The organism is Pseudovibrio sp. M1P-2-3 (assembly GCF_031501865.1).
In the GTDB taxonomy this organism is placed as follows: Bacteria; Pseudomonadota; Alphaproteobacteria; order Rhizobiales; family Stappiaceae; genus Pseudovibrio; species Pseudovibrio corallicola.
In genome coordinates this window covers 847,491-867,346 of sequence record NZ_JARRCW010000001.1, presented here as the reverse complement: position 1 = coordinate 867,346, position 19,856 = coordinate 847,491, and the positions used below count along the sequence as shown (strand labels likewise).

Below are 19,856 nucleotides of genomic sequence, written 5' to 3'. Positions count from 1 at the left end.
AACTTGGCCTTGCTCAGTTGTACCCCTCTTATATTCAGTTTTATCCCTTCATATGTGGTGGGAAGCTTTTATTGGTTTTCAAAGGGTGAACCCTCTACAAATCTTTAGTCAAATCAAACCAGTCATCCTCGGAGATAACCGAGATGCCCAAGGATTGCGCCTTGGTCAGCTTGGAACCTGCTTTCGGACCGGCGATCACCATGTCGGTCTTCTTGGAGACCGAGCCGGAGACTTTCGCACCCAGCGCTTCGGCTCGGGCTTTGGCCTCGTCCCGGCTCATGCGCTCCAAACTGCCGGTGAACACCAGTGTTTTTCCCGCAACAGGGCTACCCGATGTATCAGCAACAATAAAATCGTTAGGGGTGATCTCGCTCAGCAGTTTGTCCAGAACTTCCAGGTTGTGAGGTTCGCTAAAGAACTCAACCAGAGCAATTGCCACCGCGCTGCCAATGCCGTCAATATCATTCAACTCCTTAAAGGCCTCGCTTCCTTCCTCATGGGCAGCCCGCATAGCTGTCTGAAAAGCCCCCCATGAACCATAGGCCCGGGCCAGAAGTTTGGCGTTTCCCTCTCCCACATGGCGAATTCCAAGACCAAAAATCAGCCGGTTGAGGTCAATCTGGCGACGGGCGTCAATGGCATCGAAGAGTTTACGAGCGGAAACGGCTCCCCATCCTTCACGGCTGCGCAATTTAACAAGCGAGGCCTTATCCCGCTCTCGCAACGTGAAAATATCAGCGGGTGTATGAACACCGCCCTCTTCTAACGAGAGTTCAAAAAATGCTTCAACCTGCTTTTCGCCCAGCCCGTCGATATCAAAGGCGTTGCGGGACACAAAGTGTTTGAGTTTCTCCACCGCCTGCGCAGGGCAGATCAAACCACCCGTACACCGGCGCACAGCGTCCATACGGCCGGATGCTGGATTTTTCTCCCTCACCGCATGAGAACCGCAGGCCGGACAAACTTTTGGAAATTCAAAGGCGCAAGCCTCTTCATCTCTCTTGTCCAAGTCCACATCCACAATCTGCGGAATAACATCACCCGCCCGCTGGATGATCACCGTATCACCTGCACGAAGATCCTTTCCTCCACGAATGGGCTCGCCGTTCTGTCCAATACCCTTGATGTAATCTTCATTATGCAAAGTCGCATTGGAGACAACCACGCCGCCCACGGTAACCGGCTCCAACTTGGCAACCGGCGTCAGCGCCCCCGTGCGCCCTACCTGAATTTCAATCTCGTTCAAAGTGGTAAAGGCCCGCTCCGCCGGGAATTTATGGGCAATGGCCCAACGGGGAGAACGGGAAACAAACCCGAGCCGTTCTTGCAAATCCAAACGATCTACTTTGTAAACCACCCCGTCTATGTCATAGCCAAGGTCAGCTCGGTCCTCTTCAATACCGTGATAAACGGCAAGCAAGTCCTGCGCGCTCTCGCATCGCTTCATGAGCGGGTTCACCACGAACCCCCACTTGGCGAAAGCCTCAACCATGCCCATCTGGGTATCCGCGCTCATCTCGGACATCTCCCCCCACGCATAGGCAAAGAACTTCAAAGGACGGGACTCAGTTATTTTGGAATTTAGCTGCCTTAAAGACCCGGCAGCCGCATTGCGCGGGTTGGCAAAAGCTTTGCCGCCATTGGCCACCATACGCTCGTTCAAACCAGTAAAATCGGCGTGAGACATATAAACCTCACCCCGAACCTCAACGACCTCAGGAACGCCTTCTGGTAATTCTTTTGGAATATCAGCAATGGTCAGCGCGTTGGCTGTCACATTTTCGCCCGTAGACCCGTCACCACGGGTCACCGCATGCACAAGCTTTCTCTTTTCATAGCGCACAGCAAGAGAGAGCCCGTCAATCTTCGGCTCTGCCGTAATAGCAAGTGCACCCATCAATGGATCATAGCGTAAGAACCGGCGCACCTTGCCGATAAAGTCTTCCACGTCCTTGTCATAGAACGCGTTATCAAGGGAAAGCATGGGGACAGCATGGGAGATTTTGCTAAAGCCCTCAGCAAGCTCTCCGCCAACCCTTTGCGAGGGGCTGTCCTGACGCACCAAGTCGGGAAACAGGTCCTCCAGCCTCTCGTTTTCCCGCCGCAACCTGTCATAGTCCGCATCAGTTACCAGCGGCGCGTCTTTGGTGTGATAGGCTTCATCATATTTTTGAATGAGCTGTGCAAGCTGCTCTAACCTTTGCTCGGCCTCAGCCTTGCTCAAATCGTCTTGGGAGATCTCGTTTGGACGAAGCGATTCAGCCACCAGCTTTTCCTATCCTGTCGTTTGAAGTTTTCAGCTATTTTGCATAGCTGTGTTTGAACGACAAGAAAGCTTTAGCCCTCTCCAGCAGTTTCTCAAAGGTAAGTGGCTCTTCCCCTCAAGAACGCTGGGAACTTGCCGCATCCGGTATGTGAAGGTTCTCGCTCCGGGCCTCGGCCATCGCTGCCCGCGCTGCACGCTTTTGTACCATCAGATCATATAGCAAATAGGCCAGAGCACTGATGAGAACAAAGGGCCCAATTGGAAAACCGTGGGCCGCCAGCCCAAAGCCCACCAGCGGCAACAAATAGACCCCCATGAGAAGCGCCGCCCCCGTATAGGACGAGCCCAAAACATTATCGAACACTTTCGATTTACAGGCGAAAATGAACATGAGCGGCACAACAATCGCGAGATCCCACAAAAACACCAGAGGAGAGGCAAGTAGGCAGCACAGGCCAAACGCCAGATTGCGGCTGGAATGCTCCCGAGGGGTCAGGAACAGCCAGAATGTAATGCTAAGAGCGGCCAGAAACGATACTCCCATTACAACAAGAGCCAAACTCCCTGAAAATCCGAGAAGCCTCATAGCCCCATAGATTGACGGCATCAGCTGCAAGGAAACACTATCTGCAGATGTAAGAAGAGAGAAAAGAGCTTGCGGCCCCGTATCCAGATAGTTCAACCATGCTGGTGCCCCGAAAAGCAAAACGCTTCCAACAACTGTGAGCCCTGCACTCGTTAACATGGTGCAAAACCCAATAATGTTGCCTTGCGCAATTAAGGCGAACGGTATCAAAAGGGCTAGTTCCGGCTTTATAAACATAAAGCCCAAAAGCAGTCCCCCTAAAGCCGGACGATTATCAATTAAACGCAGTCCACCACATAATATTGCGGCCACCAGCAACCCGCTTTGTCCAAAAAACAAAACGACTAGAGTTGCAGGTGCAAAAAGAAGGAAGATACTCCGTCTAAGGGGATGCAAATATCCACTACAAGAAGCCAGAAAAACAACAAGGCTCAGGCCGAACCACAGCAGATAGCCATTCAAAAAACTAAAGGTAGAAAAGGGGAGCAGGATCGCCAGAAAGCTCGGAGGGAAAACCCAACTATAATAGTTTCTTCCACTATCATAAACTGGGGACGCCCCCGCATAATTCATCAAGGCTTCCGCCTTGCCCATAACCGCAAGCTTTGCACTGTCATAAAAATACAGAAAATCCCCTCCCACACTGGAAAGGTCCTGAAAGTGGTCCGAGTGGTTCCACAGTGCCCAAATATAAATGGGACCACCAATGCAGGTAACAAGAAGAATAACAGTGAAATAAGCACTCAGACGTGGAAAAACACCCAGCATAGCACAGCAGCTTTCCTTAGTGGGGAACCATGCCTTTAGCCTAGGTTAAAACTGGTTAAATTATTGAAAAAACAAATCTAACTAGTTTTTACAACTGCCTTTTACTGGCTTAGCTAGAAACATTCCCCATCAGACGCATGGCAGCGGCTCTTGCTTCTTCGGTGATAACCGCACCGGAGAGCATTCTGGCAATTTCTTCCTGTCGGTCCGCCTCTGCAATCTGTTGGACCTGCGTGATAACCACGTCTTTTTCCACCTCCCCTTTTTGAATGAGGAAATGGCCGTTGGCTCTTGCGGCCACTTGCGGCGCGTGGGTGACAGTGAGCACCTGAACCGTTGCGGCCAAGCGTGCAAGACGCAAGCCAATAGCCTCGGCCACCGCTCCGCCCACGCCCGTATCAATTTCGTCAAACACAAGCGTCGGCGCAGAGCCTTTGTCCGCCAAAGACACTTTAAGGGCTAGCAAAAAGCGTGAGAGCTCACCACCTGAGGCCACTTTAAACATGGGGCCGGGACGACTGCCGGGGTTAGTCTGGGCCCAGAATTCGATAGTATCTGTGCCATCTGCCCCGCGGTGTTCCAGCTGTGTTTCCTGCTGGATAATGAAGCGAGCCCGCTCCAGCTTCAAAGCCGGCAGTTCTTGGTGGACTACCTCCTCCAAAGCACGGGCAGCTTCCCGCCTTTTCTCGCTAAGTTCCTGAGCAAGTTTGTCATAGGCATCCCGCGTCTGGCCAACAGCGGCTTCAAGCTCAAGCAGCTTGCCCTCCCCTGCATCCAGATCGCCAAGATCCCGCTCCATAGTTTCACGAAGGCGCGGCAAGGCATCTACATGGCAAGAATACTTGCGTCCGGCAGCTCGAAGAGCAAACAATCGCTCCTCGGTCTGCTCAAGCTCGCGCGGATCAAAGTTGGTATCGCGAACAGCATCTTCCAAACCTGAACGTGCATCCTCGATATTATCGAGCGCGGCACCAAGTTGCTCCACCACACCTGTCAGATACTGAGGGGCCAGATCAACTTTGCGTTCCAACCGGCGCCAAAGGCTTGAAAGCTCGGGAACCGGAGAAGATGGCCCGTCCAGCGTATCAAAGGCGTCTTTCAGGTCTCCTGCAACTTTCTCAACCTGCATCATGTCCTGACGGGAAAGGGCAAGCTCTTCTTCTTCCCCCTCTTGCGGGTTCAAAGTGGAAAGCTCATCAACACTGGAGCGCAGATAATCCGCTTCGCGCCTAGCCTCTTCAATGCGAGCGCGAAGTTCCTTCAGAGCTTTTTCTGCGGCTTTGTATGCTTGGAACTTTTCACCAGTGGCGGAAACAAGGTCTTCCAAAGAGCCGAAACTGTCGAGGATCTGGCGATGGCTTTCAGGGTCAATCAACGCTCTGTCGTCGTGCTGCCCATGCACTTCAACAAGGCTCGCCCCAACTTGACGTAAAAGGCCAGCGCTTACAGGAGAATCATTGATAAAAGCACGTGTACGCCCATCGGAAGCCTGAACACGGCGCAAGATTACATCCGCATCCGCTTCCAGATCATTTTCAGCAAGCAGTGCCCGCACCTTGTGGCTCATGGGCACGTCAAAAACTGCCGTAACCTGACCCTGCTTGGTACCATTGCGCACAAGGCCAGCATCACCACGCCCACCAAGAGCAAGGCTCAAAGAGTCCAACAGGATAGACTTACCGGCTCCAGTTTCACCGGTAAGTACACTCATTCCTTCATTGAACTGCAGATCAAGCCTGTCAATGAGCACGATGTCGCGAATAGAAAGTTCACAAAGCATGAGACCCGCGATGCATCCTTAAATCTAGTCCTGTCCGTTAAGACCCCGCAATAGCGCCAAATGCTTTACTAATCCAGCTGCGCTTATTCTCTTCAGGCTCATAACCACCCTTTTGCAACAGAGAATAGGAATCACGGTACCACTGGCTCTGCGGGAAGTTGTGCCCCAGAACAGCAGCAGCAGTTTGTGCTTCATTAATAACACCCAGAGCGTAGTAGCTCTCTGTCAAACGGAACAGGGCTTCTTCCACATGGCGGGTGGTCTGGTAGTTGGTTACAACCACTTTGAAGCGGTTGATGGACGCAAGATAGTTCTTGCGCTTGAGATAGTAGCGCCCCACTTCCATCTCTTTACCGGCCAGCTGATCCTGTGCAATGCGGATTTTCTTGCGTGCCTCAGTTGCATACTCTGAATCGGGATAACGCTGGATAACCTCTTGCATGGCGCCCATAGCTTGGGCTGCCGCTTTCTGGTCACGCCCGATATCCGGGATCTGCGCAAAATAAGACTGACCGATCAGGAACAGTGCATAAGCAGAATCCTCGTGACCGGGATAAAGGCTCACAAAGCGTTTTGCAGCGGAAACCGTTTCTGGATAACGCCGCATGGTGTAATTCAGGTATGCGATATTGATCAGGGATTTACGTGCATATTCCGAGTAAGGATAGACACGGTCCAGTTCAGAGAACTTGCGCTCCGCTTCCTTGAGATTGCCTTCGGCACGCAAAGCCAGACCTTGGTTATACAACAGCTCGGCAGGAGCTTCTTCAAAGTCCAGATCCGAAGTTTGATCCTTGGACGCGCAACCGGCCACAGCGATCAAACTCACAAGTGCGAATGTCTTAACAATATTAGAAAGTCGAAGGCTCGGCTTAGCCCCCCGAACAGTACCAAAAAGCAGCAATTTATCCAGCTCCTCACAACAGAATGGATTCGGAAAACCCTTCCCCTGCTCAGCTTCTAACCTAATGCAACGACCACGTCACGTACCCGTGGCCGTTTTGATGCTAAATTATGCCAGTCGAAGAAGAAAACCTATGTATATTTACTATTTATCAGGCCACTTTCGGACTGAAAGCAGCTGTGTGTAACCCGCCAGCCATTTCCGCATGGCCTTTTTCCATAGGAACGCGATCAGCAATAGAGTGATCAGATTCGACAATCTCGAAAGCCTCTGGGTGCTTGAAGAGTTCCACCAAGATAGCGTGGTTCATGCGGTGGCCGCCTTTATAAGAGCGGTATTCACCCAAGATCGGCAGGCCTGCAAGGGCCAGATCCCCAACGGCATCCAGACTTTTATGACGAACGAACTCGTCGCCCCAGCGTGTACCTTCGGGATTGAGAACCTTGTCCCCGTCCAGCGCAACTGAGTTTTCCAGTGAAGAACCCATGGCAAAACCCAGTTTCCAGAGTTTTTCCACATCGGCCACAGAACCAAAGGTGCGGGCGCGGGAAATTTCATTCTTGAACAGCTCGGGCGTCAGGTCGAATTCGATCTTCTGCTCACCGATCACGGCACTATCGAAATCAATTGTAATGTTGAAACGCTGACCATTATGCGGGTGCAGCTCACACCACTGATCGCCCTGCTCCACGCGCACGGATTCTTTAATGCGAATGTAGCGACGCTTGGCATTGAGTTTGCGCAGACCAGTGTGCTCGATAGCTTCCACAAACGCCTCGGAGCTTCCGTCCATAATTGGCGTTTCAGGGCCATCAATTTCAATCAAGGCATTATCAAGACCCATGGCGCGGATCGCGGCCATCAGGTGCTCAATGGTGGAGACACCGTTGCTGTCAGGGTCACCAATCACGGTACACAGGGCTGTTGCAGTTACAGCTTTCCAGTGTGCCGGAGTTTCGCTTGCAGCTTCATTGTCGGTTCTTTGAAAAACGATGCCCGTATGCGCTTCTGCAGGATGCATGGTGATGGATGCAGGTCGCCCGGAGTGCACTCCAATCCCGTTAAGTGTAACGCTGTCTGCAAGCGTTGTCTGTTGCGCGACACGCATTTTCATAATTAAAGCCTTTATTGATTTGGCCCAGTCATTTCTTACGCTGATTGGCCACTATCTGAATTGCCCCACTGATTAATCCTAAGAATACCGATAGAGTCAGTCAGATTGAAATAAAGCTTTATTACGTTTTGTAACGAAGGACTTTTTATGGGTAGTTTTGCCTAGTTAGTACCCTGAAAAACGCTGCAGCAATCCGGAGATACTCCGAATTGCTGCCGAGAGACGCGAGTTTTCAACACCTAGTTGGCTTGCCTACGTAAAAACGCAGGGATCTCCAACTGGTCATCTTCAATGGTCGAACGCTGTGCACCAACTGCACGGCCATTCTGGTCCAACTGACCGGCTGCTCCGTGGTTGCCTGCGGGTGCAGAGCCATCTGGCGCAGAGCGGAATGTTGGTGCCTGACGAGGAGTTTCAAAAGGATCACCTTCGTCACCCTCATGAGCATCCTCTGAATGTTCATCTTCACGGCGAGCCAGTCCGCCAGCCAAGCGACGCAGAAGACCCATAGGACGGCGATCTTCTTCCTCATAGTGTACATCAGAGCCACCTGTGAAAGGGGCCGCTTCAGCAACAGGAGCTGACTGAGCAGGCTTCGAAGGTTGGGCAGGCTCTACTGGGGCACTGGTTTTAACAGCCACTTCACGCTGAGCAACTGGAGGAAATTCGTCGGCACGCGGCATGCGAGGCGAAAACTCAACCTCTTCCGCGGCCGGTGGAATAAAAGGCTGGGGAACTAATGTCTCCTCAACCGTCGCAGCAGGAGTTTGCTCGTCCATGTCCTGCAAATTGCTTACCTGCTGGTCATAGCGCCGGGGCTGGTATGGAGCAATTTCCACTTCCGGATCACTGGCAGCTGCCACTGGGGCTTGCTGAGCAGGCGTTGGACGCGGAGCAGCGGGGGGCGAGGCTTTGCGCGGTGCAGCGGGCGCGGCAGCAGGCTTTGCAGCCCCTGCAGATTGTAGACGTTCAGTCAATTCCGCCAGACGTGCATCAGTAGGAGAGGCCGCGGCCTGTTCAGCCAGATCAATACCGGTCGCAACAACAGAAACCCGAATGGTGCCGGAAAGATTTTCATCAAAGGTTGCACCAAGGATGATGTTGGCATCAGGGTCCACTTCCTCACGAATACGTGTGGCAGCTTCATCCACTTCAAACAAAGTCAGGTCATTACCACCTGTAATGGAAATCAGAAGGCCGCGCGCACCTTTCATGGACGTTTCATCCAGAAGCGGGTTCGCAATTGCAGCTTCTGCAGCCTGCTGGGCACGGTTTTCACCGGAAGCCTCACCAGTACCCATCATAGCTTTACCCATACCGCGCATTATGGAGCGAACATCGGCAAAGTCCAGATTAATCAGACCTTCTTTGACCATCAAGTCTGTTACATTTGCAACACCGGAATAAAGAACCTCATCTGCCATGGAAAAGGCATCCGCAAATGTCGTCTGGGCATTTGCAATACGGAACAAGTTCTGGTTCGGAATTACAATAAGTGTATCAACGTGGCGCTGAAGTTCTTCAATTCCGGCTTCTGCAACACGCATACGGCGGCTGCCTTCAAACTGGAAAGGTTTGGTAACGACACCAACAGTCAGTATACCCTGTTCACGGGCAGCACGGGCAACAACAGGAGCCGCACCTGTACCGGTGCCCCCGCCCATACCGGCGGTGATGAACACCATATGGGAACCGGAGAGATGATCATTGATCTCGTCAATCACTTCTTCCGCAGCCGCACAGCCAACTTCTGGCTGGGATCCTGCGCCCAGACCTTCCGTTACAGCCACGCCCATCTGAATAACACGCTCGGCCTGACACAGGGCCAGAGCTTGCGCATCCGTGTTGGCAACCACAAAGTCACAGCCTTGCAGGCCAGTCGTAATCATGTTGTTGACGGCATTACCACCGCCGCCGCCGACACCGAAAACGGTGATCCTCGGCTTCAGCTCCTGAATATCAGGCATTTTCAGGTTAATTGTCATATTACCCTCGCGACCCTTTGGATAGGTCCATAGGACCTAATACCATCTCTCTCGTGCGTTCGCCCCAACCATGGCGAAATTCAACTCCAACGCCCAAGCGTTAGAAACTCTCTTTAATCCATTGCCCGAAACGGGCAAAATAATTACCTCGGCCCCCCCAGCTGCTACGAGCCGAGCGTGGTTCAAATTGTTCAATCTGCGCAACTTGCGGGTAAACCAGCAAACCCGCTGCAGCAGAATAGGCTGCCCCCTTGGCTTCATCCGGCAAACCCGAAACCCCAAGCGGACGACCCAACCGCACATTACGCCCCCAAAACCGGCGTGCGGTTTCTGAAAGTCCGGTCAGCTGAGAGGCTCCCCCCGTCAGCACAACCCTTTTTCCAACACGTCCTGCGAACCCGGATTCCACCAAACGGTCCCGAACCATTTCCATGGTTTCCTCGATACGCGGACGAATAACGCGCGTTAGCATAGCACGGGGAACTTGCGTCGGGAGATCTCCATCCACATCTACCGGTGGAACAGAGATAAAATCTGTGTCATCCACAGCGCTGTGCAATGCAGAGCCATAAAGTGTCTTGATCCGCTCCGCATCCTCCAGCTTGGTCGAAAGCGCCTGTGCTATATCTGTCGTAACATGTTGTCCGCCAATGCCAATGGCGTCCAGATGGACCATTTGCCCATCTGCAAAAATCGAAATCGTTGTCGTCCCGCCTCCCATGTCGATACAGGCAACACCCAGTTCCATCTCGTCTTCTACAAGACAAGCCAAACCAGATGCATAAGGCGTGGCGACCAGCGTTTCAACGTTTAGGTGTCCTCTTTCGATACACAGTTCCAGATTACGCACAGGTAGAATATCTGTGGTGACCACTTGCATGTCCACACCCAGCTTGCGTCCCATCATACCGCCCGGGTTACGCATACCGCTATTTCCATCCAGACTGTAGGAGATTGGCAGGGAATGCATAATGGCCCGCCCCTCAGTCACCGTATGGGAGGATCCTGCCGACAGAACCCTCTGGATGTCATTATCTGAAACGCTTTCGTTTTTAAGGGGAACGCTGGCTGTGAAAATTTCGCTTTGCAAGCGGCCACAAGTTACACTTGAAATCAGGGATTCAACGCGAACCCCGGCCATTCTCTCCGCTTTATCAACTGCACGGCGAATGGCTTTTTCCGCCAAGGCCAGTTCCACAACACCGCCGCCGCGCACACCCTCCGAGCGCTGATAGCCATAGCCGAGAATTTCAATCGCGTGGGAGCGCCCTTCAAGCAGCTCCCCCTCTTCCGCAGGCTTAAGGCGGGCAATCAGGCAACAAACCTTTGTAGAACCCACATCCAGAACAGAAACAACGGAACTGCGCCTGCTGGAAAGCGGGCGCATACGGGGTAGATAAATTATGTTCTTTTTCCCCGTACTCATGTATCGGCCCCTATTTTGGAGCGGCTCGGGCGTGCCTTGATCGCGGCTTTGCGCCTGAGGGCAGCGGCTTCGGAAAGCCGAACCACAACCCGGTCATTTAAACGCAAATCAATCGCCACAATATCTCTACTCAGTAGTCCACCCTCTTTATCCAAACGAGTGAGTTCACTCAAAGCTGCAAAAATGCCGATTTCCGGCAAACGGACGGTAATTCCGTTTTCAAGGTTCAAATCCCAGCGACGATCCGAGATAAGGCTGGCTGCGCGGACTCTGGAGCGAAGTTCAGGAAAGCGTTCCAACTCCAGCATAATTTCTCCTGCGCGCCGCTGCGCCCCGTGGTGCACCACCCGCAACAGGTTTGCATAGCGCCCATCCACTTCATCTGTAATCACTTCTCCCTGTTCGTTGATCACCGAAATAATGTCCCCCCGCTGCCATAGCGCGTAAGGAACCTGTTCATCAATCTTGATCTTCAGCGTACCGGGGAAAAGCTTTTGAATACTAACGCTTTTTATCCATGAAATCTTCTCAAGGCGCTCTCGCGCCGAATATGCATCAAAAAGTATCAAAGATGGCCGGTCTTCCAGCTCCAGCGCCTCCAGAATCTGGAACTCTGCCACCCTCTGAAGGCCATCCAGTTCGATTTCATCCACGGCAAACCCGAGGGAAGCGGTAACTGATTCGGAAAATGCACGCCCGTGCCCGCCCAAAACGATACCATATCCAGCGGAAAGCAACAGAAAACCCAGCGCTCCGGCTGGCCCTGCCCATCGGGGCAGAAAAGCAAAAAAACCCTCAACCCCATGAGGGGATCGTTGGTGCAGACGAGACACACCTGAACGTGGCCCGAGTAGTGCCCGGGTGAAGCCAGATGAACGCCAAACGCCTAATTTTGCCTTTATCTTCCGCAACTTGCGTCCTCCACCATCCAACTTACCAGTTCTTTGAATTTGTAGCCGGCGTGTGCCGCCATTTCAGGAACAAGCGAAGTTGGTGTCATGCCTGGTTGTGTGTTTACTTCAAGACAGATCAGCTCACCTGTACCGCTAGGTCCATCATCAAGCCGAAAATCAGCCCGTGAAATACCGCGGCAACCCAAAGCTTCATGTGCCTTAACACTTAGTTTCTGTAGTTCTTGGTAAACAGGAGGTAAAATTTCCGCAGGAAGTATGTGCTGAGACCCACCGGGAACATATTTGCTATCATAATCATAAAAGCCATGCCCAAGTGGCACGATCTCGATCACGTCCAGCGCTTTGCCGTCCATCACAGCACAGGTCAGTTCCCTACCGGGAATAAACCGCTCCACCATCACCATGTCCTCATGGGACCAGTCATGACGGGTTAGCTCTTGTGGAGGGTGTTCCTGATCCTCGCGAACGATCAAGACGCCAAAGCTTGAACCTTCGCTGATGGGCTTCACCACATAAGGCGGTTTCATCACATGCGACTTCGCCGCCACAAAACGGTTTACGATAAACTCTTCGGCCACGGGAACGCCTGCCGCCTGCATGATAGCTTTGGCTTTCACCTTGTTCATAGCCATTGCAGAGGCCATGACACCCGAATGGGTGTAGGGAATTTCCAGAATCTCCAAAATGCCCTGAATACAGCCGTCTTCGCCAAAAGGACCATGCAGGCCGTTAAACACCACATCGGGCTTCAGGTTCTTCAAAACCTCAGCAATATTGCGGTCCACATCAACGCGGGTCACTTTGTAGCCAGCACTTTCCAGTGCATCGGCGCAGGCATTGCCAGAGCTCAAAGACACGGGCCGCTCGGAAACCCATCCACCCATCAATACGGCAACATGCTTGCTCATGTTAAAGCTCTTCTTTCATCGCACCTAGAAATGGCTCCACGCCCTGCCCGTCCTTAAACAGGCCAAGACGTTTAATTTCCCATTCCAGCTCAATACCGGTTGTTTCAAGAGCGCGGGCCCGAACGGTTTCCCCAAGGCTTTCCAGATCGAATGCACTTGCCCCCTCAACGTTCAACATAAAGTTGCAGTGCAATTCCGACATTTTTGCGCCGCCGATTTGCAATCCACGGCATCCAGCGGCATCAACCACTTTCCAGGCGCTGTTATCCTCAGGATTTTTGAATGTAGAGCCGCCAGTTTTCTCGCGAATGGGCTGAGCCTTCTCGCGGTGGGCAATAACTTCGGCGATTTCCTTGCGGACGTCTTCCTCGCTCTGGTGGTAGCCCTCAAACACCGCACTGGTGAAAATCATAGATTTAGGAGCGCTGCTGCGGCGATAGGCGTATCCCATCTCCTCGTTTGTCAGCGTCACCAGTTCCCCCTCACGGGTGACACCGCTCACACTCACAACACGGTCTTTGGTCTCCGTGCCATGGGCACCCGCGTTCATACGCAGGGCACCGCCTACAGCACCGGGAATACCGGCATAAAAGGCAAAGCCACCCAGTTCATGCTTGGCAGCCACTTCCGCCAGCTTTTTATCGGGAACGCTCGCCCCCACTTTCAAGCGGTGATGGCCCAAATGCTCTATTTGCCCGAAGCCTTTCATGGGCAGGCGGATCACAACGCCTTCAATACCGCCATCACGGACCAGAAGGTTGGAGCCAAGCCCCACAACGGTCACGGGCACATCTACGGGCAGCGCCTTCAGGAATACGGTAAGGTCCAACTCATCGGCTGGCTGGAACAACAACTGCGCTGGCCCACCCACACGAAACCATGTGATACTTGAGAGCATTTGGTTGGGCACAAGGCGGCCGCGAATTTCATCGCGGACATCCCCAAGACGTGGCAGAAGATCGGGGAATTCCATTAATTGTTCTCCCCCGCATACTGCGCCAGTTTTTCCGGCAATTGAGCCGCCCACAGCGTGATATTTCCAGCGCCTAGGCACACGACGAAATCACCGTTTTGCGTGAGGTTTGCAATCTTTTCCGGCAGGTCCAATGGCCCATTGATGGCGTGGACCGAACGGTGGCCTCCCGCTTTCAGCCCTGAAACCAGATCGGACTGCTCCGCCCCTTTGATAGGTGCTTCGCCCGCTGCGAAAATCGGCGAGACAATCACACTGTCCGCATCGTTAAAGCAGGCACAAAACTCGTCAAACAGGCTTTCAAGGCGGGAATAGCGGTGCGGCTGCACCACAGCCACCACTTTACCATCTGTTGCCTCACGCGCGGCATGCAGTACGGCTTTAATCTCAACAGGGTGGTGCGCGTAATCATCAAAAATCTCGACACCGTTCCAGCTGCCAGTTCTGGTAAAGCGGCGCTTCACACCGCCAAAACCGGCAAGCCCTTTGCGGATCTGCTCACCGGAAATACCAAGCTGGTGGGCAACAGCAATGGCCGCTGTGGCGTTGGCCACGTTGTGCAAGCCCGGCATAGGCAGAACCAGCTGTTCAAGCGTTTCTTCCACGCCGCTTTGCCGGTCACGGATTTGAACGTTGAAGATTGCTTTTGCCCCGTTCATTGTAACATCAGAAAAGCGCACATCAGATTGCGGATTACTGCCGTAGGTCACGATCTTGCGATCTTCAATCTGCCCTACAAGCGCCTGCACTTCAGGATGATCCAGATACATGACTGCAAAGCCATAGAACGGCACATTTTCGACAAACTGGGCGAAGGCTTTACGCACGCCATCAAAATCACCGTAATGGTCCAGATGCTCTGGGTCGATATTGGTCACAACCGCCACATCCGCCGGAAGCTTTACAAACGTCCCGTCGGATTCATCGGCTTCCACCACCATCCAGTCACCGGAACCCATGCGGGCATTGGTTCCATAGGCGTTGATGATCCCGCCGTTGATGACAGTGGGGTCCATTTCCCCTGCGTCCAGCAAGGCCGAAACCATAGAGGTGGTTGTGGTCTTTCCATGGGTGCCGCCAATTGCAATGGCTTGCTTGAAACGCATGAGCTCGGCCAGCATTTCAGCGCGGCGCACCACCGGCAAGTGGCGCTCGCGGGCAGCTTTCAGCTCCACGTTTTCGCCCTTGATGGCGGAAGAAATCACAACAACGGCAGCGCCCTCGATGTTTTCCTCACGGTGCCCCACCATCACCTTGATGCCTTTTTCACGAAGGCGCTGCACATTTGCATTCTCAGACATGTCCGAGCCCTGCACTGTATACCCCAACGTGCTGAGTACTTCGGCAATTCCACTCATGCCGATACCGCCGATACCGACGAAATGAACCGGACCAATGTTAACTGGCATTTTCATAGGGTTAGTCCCCTTGTGTTCTGTGTGGCGGCATGGCTGCAACGTCTTCAACCAAATCGGCGAGACGGGAAACCGCATCCGGTTGTCCCTTCGTTTTTGCAGCCTGTGCCGCAGCACTTAATGTTTCAGGAGATCCCATCAGGCGGCGCAGTTCTTCTGCCAGCCGCTGCGGGCTCAAATCTTTTTGGGCGATAGACCACGCACCGCCAGCTTCTTCCAGAACCTTGGCATTGTTGCCCTGATCATTATCAATAGCACCGGGCAGCGGCACCAGAATGGACGGCCTGCCAATTGCGGCCAGTTCACAAACGGTCGTTGCACCAGCACGCGAGAGAACAAGATGCGCGGCGCTGATATGGGCGGGAAGGTCTTTAAAAAACGGGGCCAGCTGGGCGGCAATGCCAAGTTCGCGGTAGGTGGCTTCCACCCGCTCCAGATCTTCCGGTCGGCACTGCTGTACAATGGCAAGGCGGGAGCGCTCTTCACTTGTGAGCAAGCCAAGCGTTTGGGGCATAACCTGCGAGAAGAACCTTGCACCTTGACTGCCACCAGTGACTAACAGGTGGAACGAGCCGCCCACCTCCGGTGTATGGTAGGCCACATTGGAAACCGCCAGCACGTTATCGCGCAAAGGGTTACCCGTAGTCACCGCTTTGGCCTTCAATGCAGGCTCCAGTTGTTTAAGCTCGAAAGTGGTTGCCAGCGCACTCACACCCTTGGCAAGCATGCGGTTGGCTCTGCCCATCACCGAATTGGCTTCATGCAAAATGGAGGGCAAGCGCGCAAGACGCGCTGCAAACATGGGCGGGAATGTGGGATATCCTCCAAACCCGATAATCACAGTGGCATTTGAGCTGCGAATAATCTTGTAGGCTTGAAGCGTCCCCTTAAGCAGCTTGAAAAGTGTTTTTGCCAAATTCAAGGGATTGCGTCCCCGAATGGTTTCACTTTCAATCAGGTGAACTTTTTCCGCCGGAAAGGCCGAGCCGTATTTATCTGCCCGCTCATCAGTCAGGAGCTCCACAGCATAGCCCCTGCGCCCCAGCTCTTGCGCCAAGGCTTGAGCTGGAAACAGGTGCCCACCTGTTCCTCCTGCTGTCAGCAAAATCTTCGGCTTCATTCCTTTAATAACTCCAACTTTTAAAACTTAAGTAACGGACTGTGTATGTATGGCTGAGCGCGAAATTTTCCGGGTCTGACGTGGCCGTGCCCTGCGGCGGGACAGCGCCAAAACAAACCCCATGGTCAGCGCCAAAGCCAGCAATGAAGACCCACCATAGGAAATAAATGGAAGCGTCATTCCCTTAGCCGGAATAAGGTTCAAATTCACAGCCATATTGATGCAGCTTTGCAGCCCGAACATCATCACTAAACCCGAAATTGCCAACCGGTTGAACGGATCACTGTCCAACGTGGCACTGCGTAGTCCGCGTAGAACCACAAACGCAAACGCGATGACAAGGCACAGGCAGATCACAATGCCGTACTCTTCCGCCACCACTGCGAAAATGAAATCCGTGTGACTATCAGGCAAGATACGTTTCACGGTCCCCTCTCCCACACCGCGCCCGAACCAGCCGCCAGCCAGAAAGGAATCCAGAGCCTTGTCTATCTGGTAATTGTCTCCTGAAGAAGGGTCCATAAACCGCATCACACGCCCGCGCACGTGCGGCAGGTAGGTGTATCCGGCAACCATGCCGCCAAGCCCCCCAAGGCCCATGGGTACAATGGCATACCAGGACAAACCGTTCAAAAAGAACAAACCGCAAAACACAACGGTGAGCAACATGGTCTGCCCAAAATCGGGCTGGGCCACGAGAAGAGCCACAACAATTGCATAAAGAAGAAAAGAGATAATCCCGCCCGGTACTTCCGGCCGCTTCCTCGCCTCGGTCAAGCAAAAGGCAACCAGAACAACCAGCGCCGGTTTAATAAATTCGGAAGGCTGAATGGAAAAGCCAAATATGGAGAACCACCGCCGCGCCCCTTTGATCTCCACACCCGTAAACATAGTCGCGACCATTAACAGGCCAGCGCCAATGAAAACAGCCAGAGCCACCCTGCGCACCATTCGCGAGGACATGGACGAGACACCAAGCAAAATCACCAGAGAGGGGATCAAATAGAGCGCTTGGCGTTTCACAAAGTGGTAGGGATCTTCAATGCCGATACGCTCTGCAACGGCAGGACTGGCGGCAAGCGAAAGCACAATGCCCGATGCCATGAGTACAAAAATACCCAAAAGCATGTAGCGGTCAATTGTCCAAAGCCATTCGGCAAACGCGCTGCGGTCAGTCCTTGAAACCATTTAGGCCTCTCCCCCTTGTGCAAGCAAGCGCAGGCATTTCTGGCTCACCGCTTCAAAAGCATCCCCTCGAATTTCAAAATTGGCATATTGATCAAACGAGGCGCAGGCAGGAGACAGCAAAACAGCAACCTCAACGCATTTGTCTGTAGCTGCCTCTCGGCTTGCAGCAGTTACCGCCTCATCCAGCCCCCCAAAGGTCTGGCAATCCATCTGCCCTTCCACGGTTTTGGCAAAGTCATCAGCAGCCTCACCAAAGAAGTAGGCTTTAGCCACCTTCGGGAAGTACTCCCGCAGGCTCTCAATACCACCAGATTTTTGCCGCCCGCCCGCCAGCCAGTAAATTCTGTCAAAGCTTGCCAGTGCATGGGCTGTAGCTTCCGCATTGGTGGCCTTGCTGTCATTTACAAACAACACATGCCCATGTTGTCCGACCAGTTTCAGGCGATGAGCAAGGCCGGGAAAGCTCTTCAAACCCTCCTGAATTTCCTCCATGCCCAGCCCAAGTGCTGCAGCGGTGCTAAGGGCAGCGGCAGCGTTTTGCGCATTGTGGCTACCCCGAAGGCTCAAAATTCCCGCAAGTTCAGCCGCCTCCAGACTCTCGCCTTCAACGCTTTCAAAAAGCGCGGAGCCTTGCGCATAAACTCCGTTCTTAACGGTGTTTATGCACGAAATGCGCTCAACAGCCGCGTCTTTTTCTTCCAAACGCCCGGCAATGGCCGCACAGAGCTCGTCATCCACTCCCACAACAGCCAGCCGGCTTCCTTTCACCAGACGCTCTTTGATGGCCGCATAATTTTCCAAGGTGCCGTGCCGGTCCAGATGATCTGGCGACAGGTTCAGTAAAATACCAACGTCCGGAGTCAGGCTGGGCGCAAGGTCAATCTGGTAACTGGAGCATTCAACCACATAGACCCTATCTTCGCTGAACGGGTCCAGATCCAGAACAGGGCGGCCAATGTTGCCGCCCATCTGCACGTCCATGCCCGCACTTTGCAAAATGTGCGCAATCAATGCTGTTGTAGTGGATTTACCGTTGGTGCCGGTAATGGCCACGAAAGCGGCTTCAGGACACACGGCTTCACGTTCAAGGTTAAACAGCTCAATATCGCCGATTACATCAACGCCCTCTGCTTTTGCCGCCTTCACCACCCAATGGGGTTCAGGGTGCGTCAGCGGCACACCGGGTGCCACCACCACAGCGGCATAGCGGGAAAAGTCTGCATCATGCAGATCAATGGCATCAAGGCCAGCGTCAAGTGCTGCGTCTACACGCTCAAGACTATCGTCCCAAACGTCTACACGCGCACCGCCTGCTTGAAGCGCCTTGGCTGTCGCCAAGCCCGATCCACCCAGGCCGAACAGGGCCACTTCACGGCCTTTGAATATGGTAATCGGGATCATCGCAGGCCGCCCCCTAGCGCAGTTTCAAGGTTGCAAGCCCGATGAGAGCCAGCACCACAGCAATGATCCAGAAGCGGATCACAACTTGCGATTCAGTCCAGCCCAAATGCTCGAAATGGTGATGGATCGGTGCCATTTTAAACACCCTCTTGCCAGTGAGCTTGAAGGAGGCCACCTGAACAATCACCGAAACAGCTTCCAGAACAAACAGGCCGCCAACAATTGCCAGAACAACTTCATGTTTTGTGGCAACTGCAATGGCACCCAGCATGCCACCAAGGGCAAGAGATCCAGTATCACCCATGAAGATGGCGGCGGGCGGCGCATTGAACCACAAGAAGCCAAGCCCTGCGCCAATGACAGCACCGCAGATAACAGCCAGCTCTCCCGTTCCCGGCACATGGTGAATTTGCAGATAGTCCGCAAACACGGCGTTACCCGTGAGGTATGCAATCAAGGCAAAGGAGGCAGCGGCAATCATTACCGGTACAATGGCAAGGCCGTCCAGACCATCGGTCAGATTCACCGCATTGCCTGCGCCCACCACCACGAAGGCGGCGAAGGGCACGAAGAAAATACCGAAGTTGATGGTCAGCTGTTTGAAGAACGGAAAGCCGATGGACGTTGAGAACGGTTGCGCATCCAGCAAAGTCACCGCATAGGCAGCGCCCCCAGCAATGGCAAACTCCAGAGCAAGGCGCGTTTTACCGCTAAACCCCTTATGGGAAGAACGGCTCACCTTAAGATAATCATCGTAAAAGCCGATCATGCCAAACCCGATGGTCACACCCAGTACAATCCATGTGTAAGGATTTGCAAGGTTTGCCCAAAGAAGAGTCGCCACGATCATGCCGGACATAATCATGAGCCCGCCCATGGTCGGCGTACCCTTTTTGGTCAGCAAATGGCTCTCAGGCCCATCTTCGCGTATTGGCTGACCACCATTTTGGCGAAGGCTCAGAGCAGAGATGATTTTCGGCCCAAAAAGAAACACGAATAGAAGCGCCGTCATAATCGCGCCGCCTGTGCGAAACGTTATGTAGCGAAAAATGTTTAGTGCCGAGAACTGATCCGCAAGTTCCCCGAGAAAGTATAGCATTCAAAAAGT

Annotated in this window: 15 protein-coding genes; all 15 read right to left on the bottom strand. The window is 53.3% G+C overall.

The features are described 5' to 3' along the window. Nucleotides 1-94: 94 nt before the first annotated feature. Complete coding sequence (gene ligA / locus P6574_RS04000; protein WP_310619098.1) at nt 95-2,266, bottom strand: NAD-dependent DNA ligase LigA; 2,172 nt, start codon at nt 2,264-2,266, stop codon at nt 95-97. A gap of 115 nt (nt 2,267-2,381) precedes the next feature. Beyond that, complete coding sequence (locus P6574_RS03995; RefSeq protein WP_310619097.1) at nt 2,382-3,620, bottom strand: glycosyltransferase family 87 protein; 1,239 nt, start codon at nt 3,618-3,620, stop codon at nt 2,382-2,384. A 109-nt stretch (nt 3,621-3,729) separates the two neighbouring features. Then, the gene (gene recN / locus P6574_RS03990) at nt 3,730-5,400 is read right to left on the bottom strand and encodes a DNA repair protein RecN (RefSeq protein ID WP_310619096.1); all 1,671 of its coding nucleotides are present in this window, start codon (nt 5,398-5,400) and stop codon (nt 3,730-3,732) included. 37 nt (nt 5,401-5,437) lie between these two features. Then, a complete protein-coding gene (locus tag P6574_RS03985; protein ID WP_405048128.1) occupies nt 5,438-6,301 on the bottom strand; it encodes an outer membrane protein assembly factor BamD in 864 nt (287 codons plus the stop codon). Nucleotides 6,302-6,455: 154 nt separating this feature from the next. Continuing rightward, nucleotides 6,456-7,418, bottom strand: a complete 963-nt coding sequence (gene lpxC, locus P6574_RS03980; protein WP_310619094.1) for a UDP-3-O-acyl-N-acetylglucosamine deacetylase — start codon at nt 7,416-7,418, stop codon at nt 6,456-6,458. Nucleotides 7,419-7,657: 239 nt separating this feature from the next. Beyond that, a complete protein-coding gene (gene ftsZ, locus P6574_RS03975) occupies nt 7,658-9,403 on the bottom strand; it encodes a cell division protein FtsZ (RefSeq protein ID WP_310619093.1) in 1,746 nt (581 codons plus the stop codon). Between the two features lie 100 nt (nt 9,404-9,503). Next, a complete protein-coding gene (ftsA, locus tag P6574_RS03970; RefSeq protein WP_310619092.1) occupies nt 9,504-10,829 on the bottom strand; it encodes a cell division protein FtsA in 1,326 nt (441 codons plus the stop codon). Continuing rightward, nucleotides 10,826-11,740, bottom strand: a complete 915-nt coding sequence (locus P6574_RS03965) for a cell division protein FtsQ/DivIB (protein WP_310619091.1) — start codon at nt 11,738-11,740, stop codon at nt 10,826-10,828. Before P6574_RS03965 ends, ftsA begins: the two co-directional genes overlap by 4 nt. After that, on the bottom strand, nt 11,728-12,651 hold the full coding sequence (locus tag P6574_RS03960) for a D-alanine--D-alanine ligase (protein WP_310619090.1): 924 nt from the start codon (nt 12,649-12,651) through the stop codon (nt 11,728-11,730). Before P6574_RS03960 ends, P6574_RS03965 begins: the two co-directional genes overlap by 13 nt. 1 nt (nt 12,652) lies before the next feature. After that, a complete protein-coding gene (murB, locus tag P6574_RS03955) occupies nt 12,653-13,624 on the bottom strand; it encodes a UDP-N-acetylmuramate dehydrogenase (protein ID WP_310619089.1) in 972 nt (323 codons plus the stop codon). Beyond that, nucleotides 13,624-15,039 (bottom strand): UDP-N-acetylmuramate--L-alanine ligase, encoded by a 1,416-nt coding sequence (gene murC, locus P6574_RS03950; protein ID WP_310619088.1) that lies wholly within the window; start codon nt 15,037-15,039, stop codon nt 13,624-13,626. The genes murB and murC overlap by 1 nt, the downstream gene beginning before the upstream one ends. A gap of 4 nt (nt 15,040-15,043) precedes the next feature. Further along, the gene (gene murG / locus P6574_RS03945; RefSeq protein WP_310619087.1) at nt 15,044-16,159 is read right to left on the bottom strand and encodes an undecaprenyldiphospho-muramoylpentapeptide beta-N-acetylglucosaminyltransferase; all 1,116 of its coding nucleotides are present in this window, start codon (nt 16,157-16,159) and stop codon (nt 15,044-15,046) included. A gap of 27 nt (nt 16,160-16,186) precedes the next feature. Beyond that, nucleotides 16,187-17,347 carry an FtsW/RodA/SpoVE family cell cycle protein gene (locus P6574_RS03940; protein WP_310619086.1) on the bottom strand — a complete coding sequence of 387 codons (1,161 nt, stop codon included), beginning with the start codon at nt 17,345-17,347 and terminating at the stop codon, nt 16,187-16,189. Further along, the gene (murD, locus tag P6574_RS03935; protein ID WP_310619085.1) at nt 17,348-18,748 is read right to left on the bottom strand and encodes a UDP-N-acetylmuramoyl-L-alanine--D-glutamate ligase; all 1,401 of its coding nucleotides are present in this window, start codon (nt 18,746-18,748) and stop codon (nt 17,348-17,350) included. It abuts the gene before it with no gap. Nucleotides 18,749-18,761: 13 nt separating this feature from the next. Then, nucleotides 18,762-19,847 (bottom strand): phospho-N-acetylmuramoyl-pentapeptide-transferase, encoded by a 1,086-nt coding sequence (gene mraY / locus P6574_RS03930; protein ID WP_310619084.1) that lies wholly within the window; start codon nt 19,845-19,847, stop codon nt 18,762-18,764. Nucleotides 19,848-19,856 lie beyond the last annotated feature (9 nt).

Excerpts from the sequence above, each read along its gene's own strand:
- P6574_RS03995 (WP_310619097.1), bottom strand. The coding sequence starts at position 3,620 with ATGCTGGGTGTTTTTCCACGTCTGAGTGCTTATTTCACTGTTATTCTT.
- recN (WP_310619096.1), bottom strand. The coding sequence starts at position 5,400 with ATGCTTTGTGAACTTTCTATTCGCGACATCGTGCTCATTGACAGGCTT.
- lpxC (WP_310619094.1), bottom strand. The coding sequence starts at position 7,418 with ATGAAAATGCGTGTCGCGCAACAGACAACGCTTGCAGACAGCGTTACA.
- ftsZ (WP_310619093.1), bottom strand. The coding sequence starts at position 9,403 with ATGACAATTAACCTGAAAATGCCTGATATTCAGGAGCTGAAGCCGAGG.
- ftsA (WP_310619092.1), bottom strand. The coding sequence starts at position 10,829 with ATGAGTACGGGGAAAAAGAACATAATTTATCTACCCCGTATGCGCCCG.
- P6574_RS03960 (WP_310619090.1), bottom strand. The coding sequence starts at position 12,651 with ATGAGCAAGCATGTTGCCGTATTGATGGGTGGATGGGTTTCCGAGCGG.
- murB (WP_310619089.1), bottom strand. The coding sequence starts at position 13,624 with ATGGAATTCCCCGATCTTCTGCCACGTCTTGGGGATGTCCGCGATGAA.
- murC (WP_310619088.1), bottom strand. The coding sequence starts at position 15,039 with ATGAAAATGCCAGTTAACATTGGTCCGGTTCATTTCGTCGGTATCGGC.
- murG (WP_310619087.1), bottom strand. The coding sequence starts at position 16,159 with ATGAAGCCGAAGATTTTGCTGACAGCAGGAGGAACAGGTGGGCACCTG.
- P6574_RS03940 (WP_310619086.1), bottom strand. The coding sequence starts at position 17,347 with ATGGTTTCAAGGACTGACCGCAGCGCGTTTGCCGAATGGCTTTGGACA.
- murD (WP_310619085.1), bottom strand. The coding sequence starts at position 18,748 with ATGATCCCGATTACCATATTCAAAGGCCGTGAAGTGGCCCTGTTCGGC.
- mraY (WP_310619084.1), bottom strand. The coding sequence starts at position 19,847 with ATGCTATACTTTCTCGGGGAACTTGCGGATCAGTTCTCGGCACTAAAC.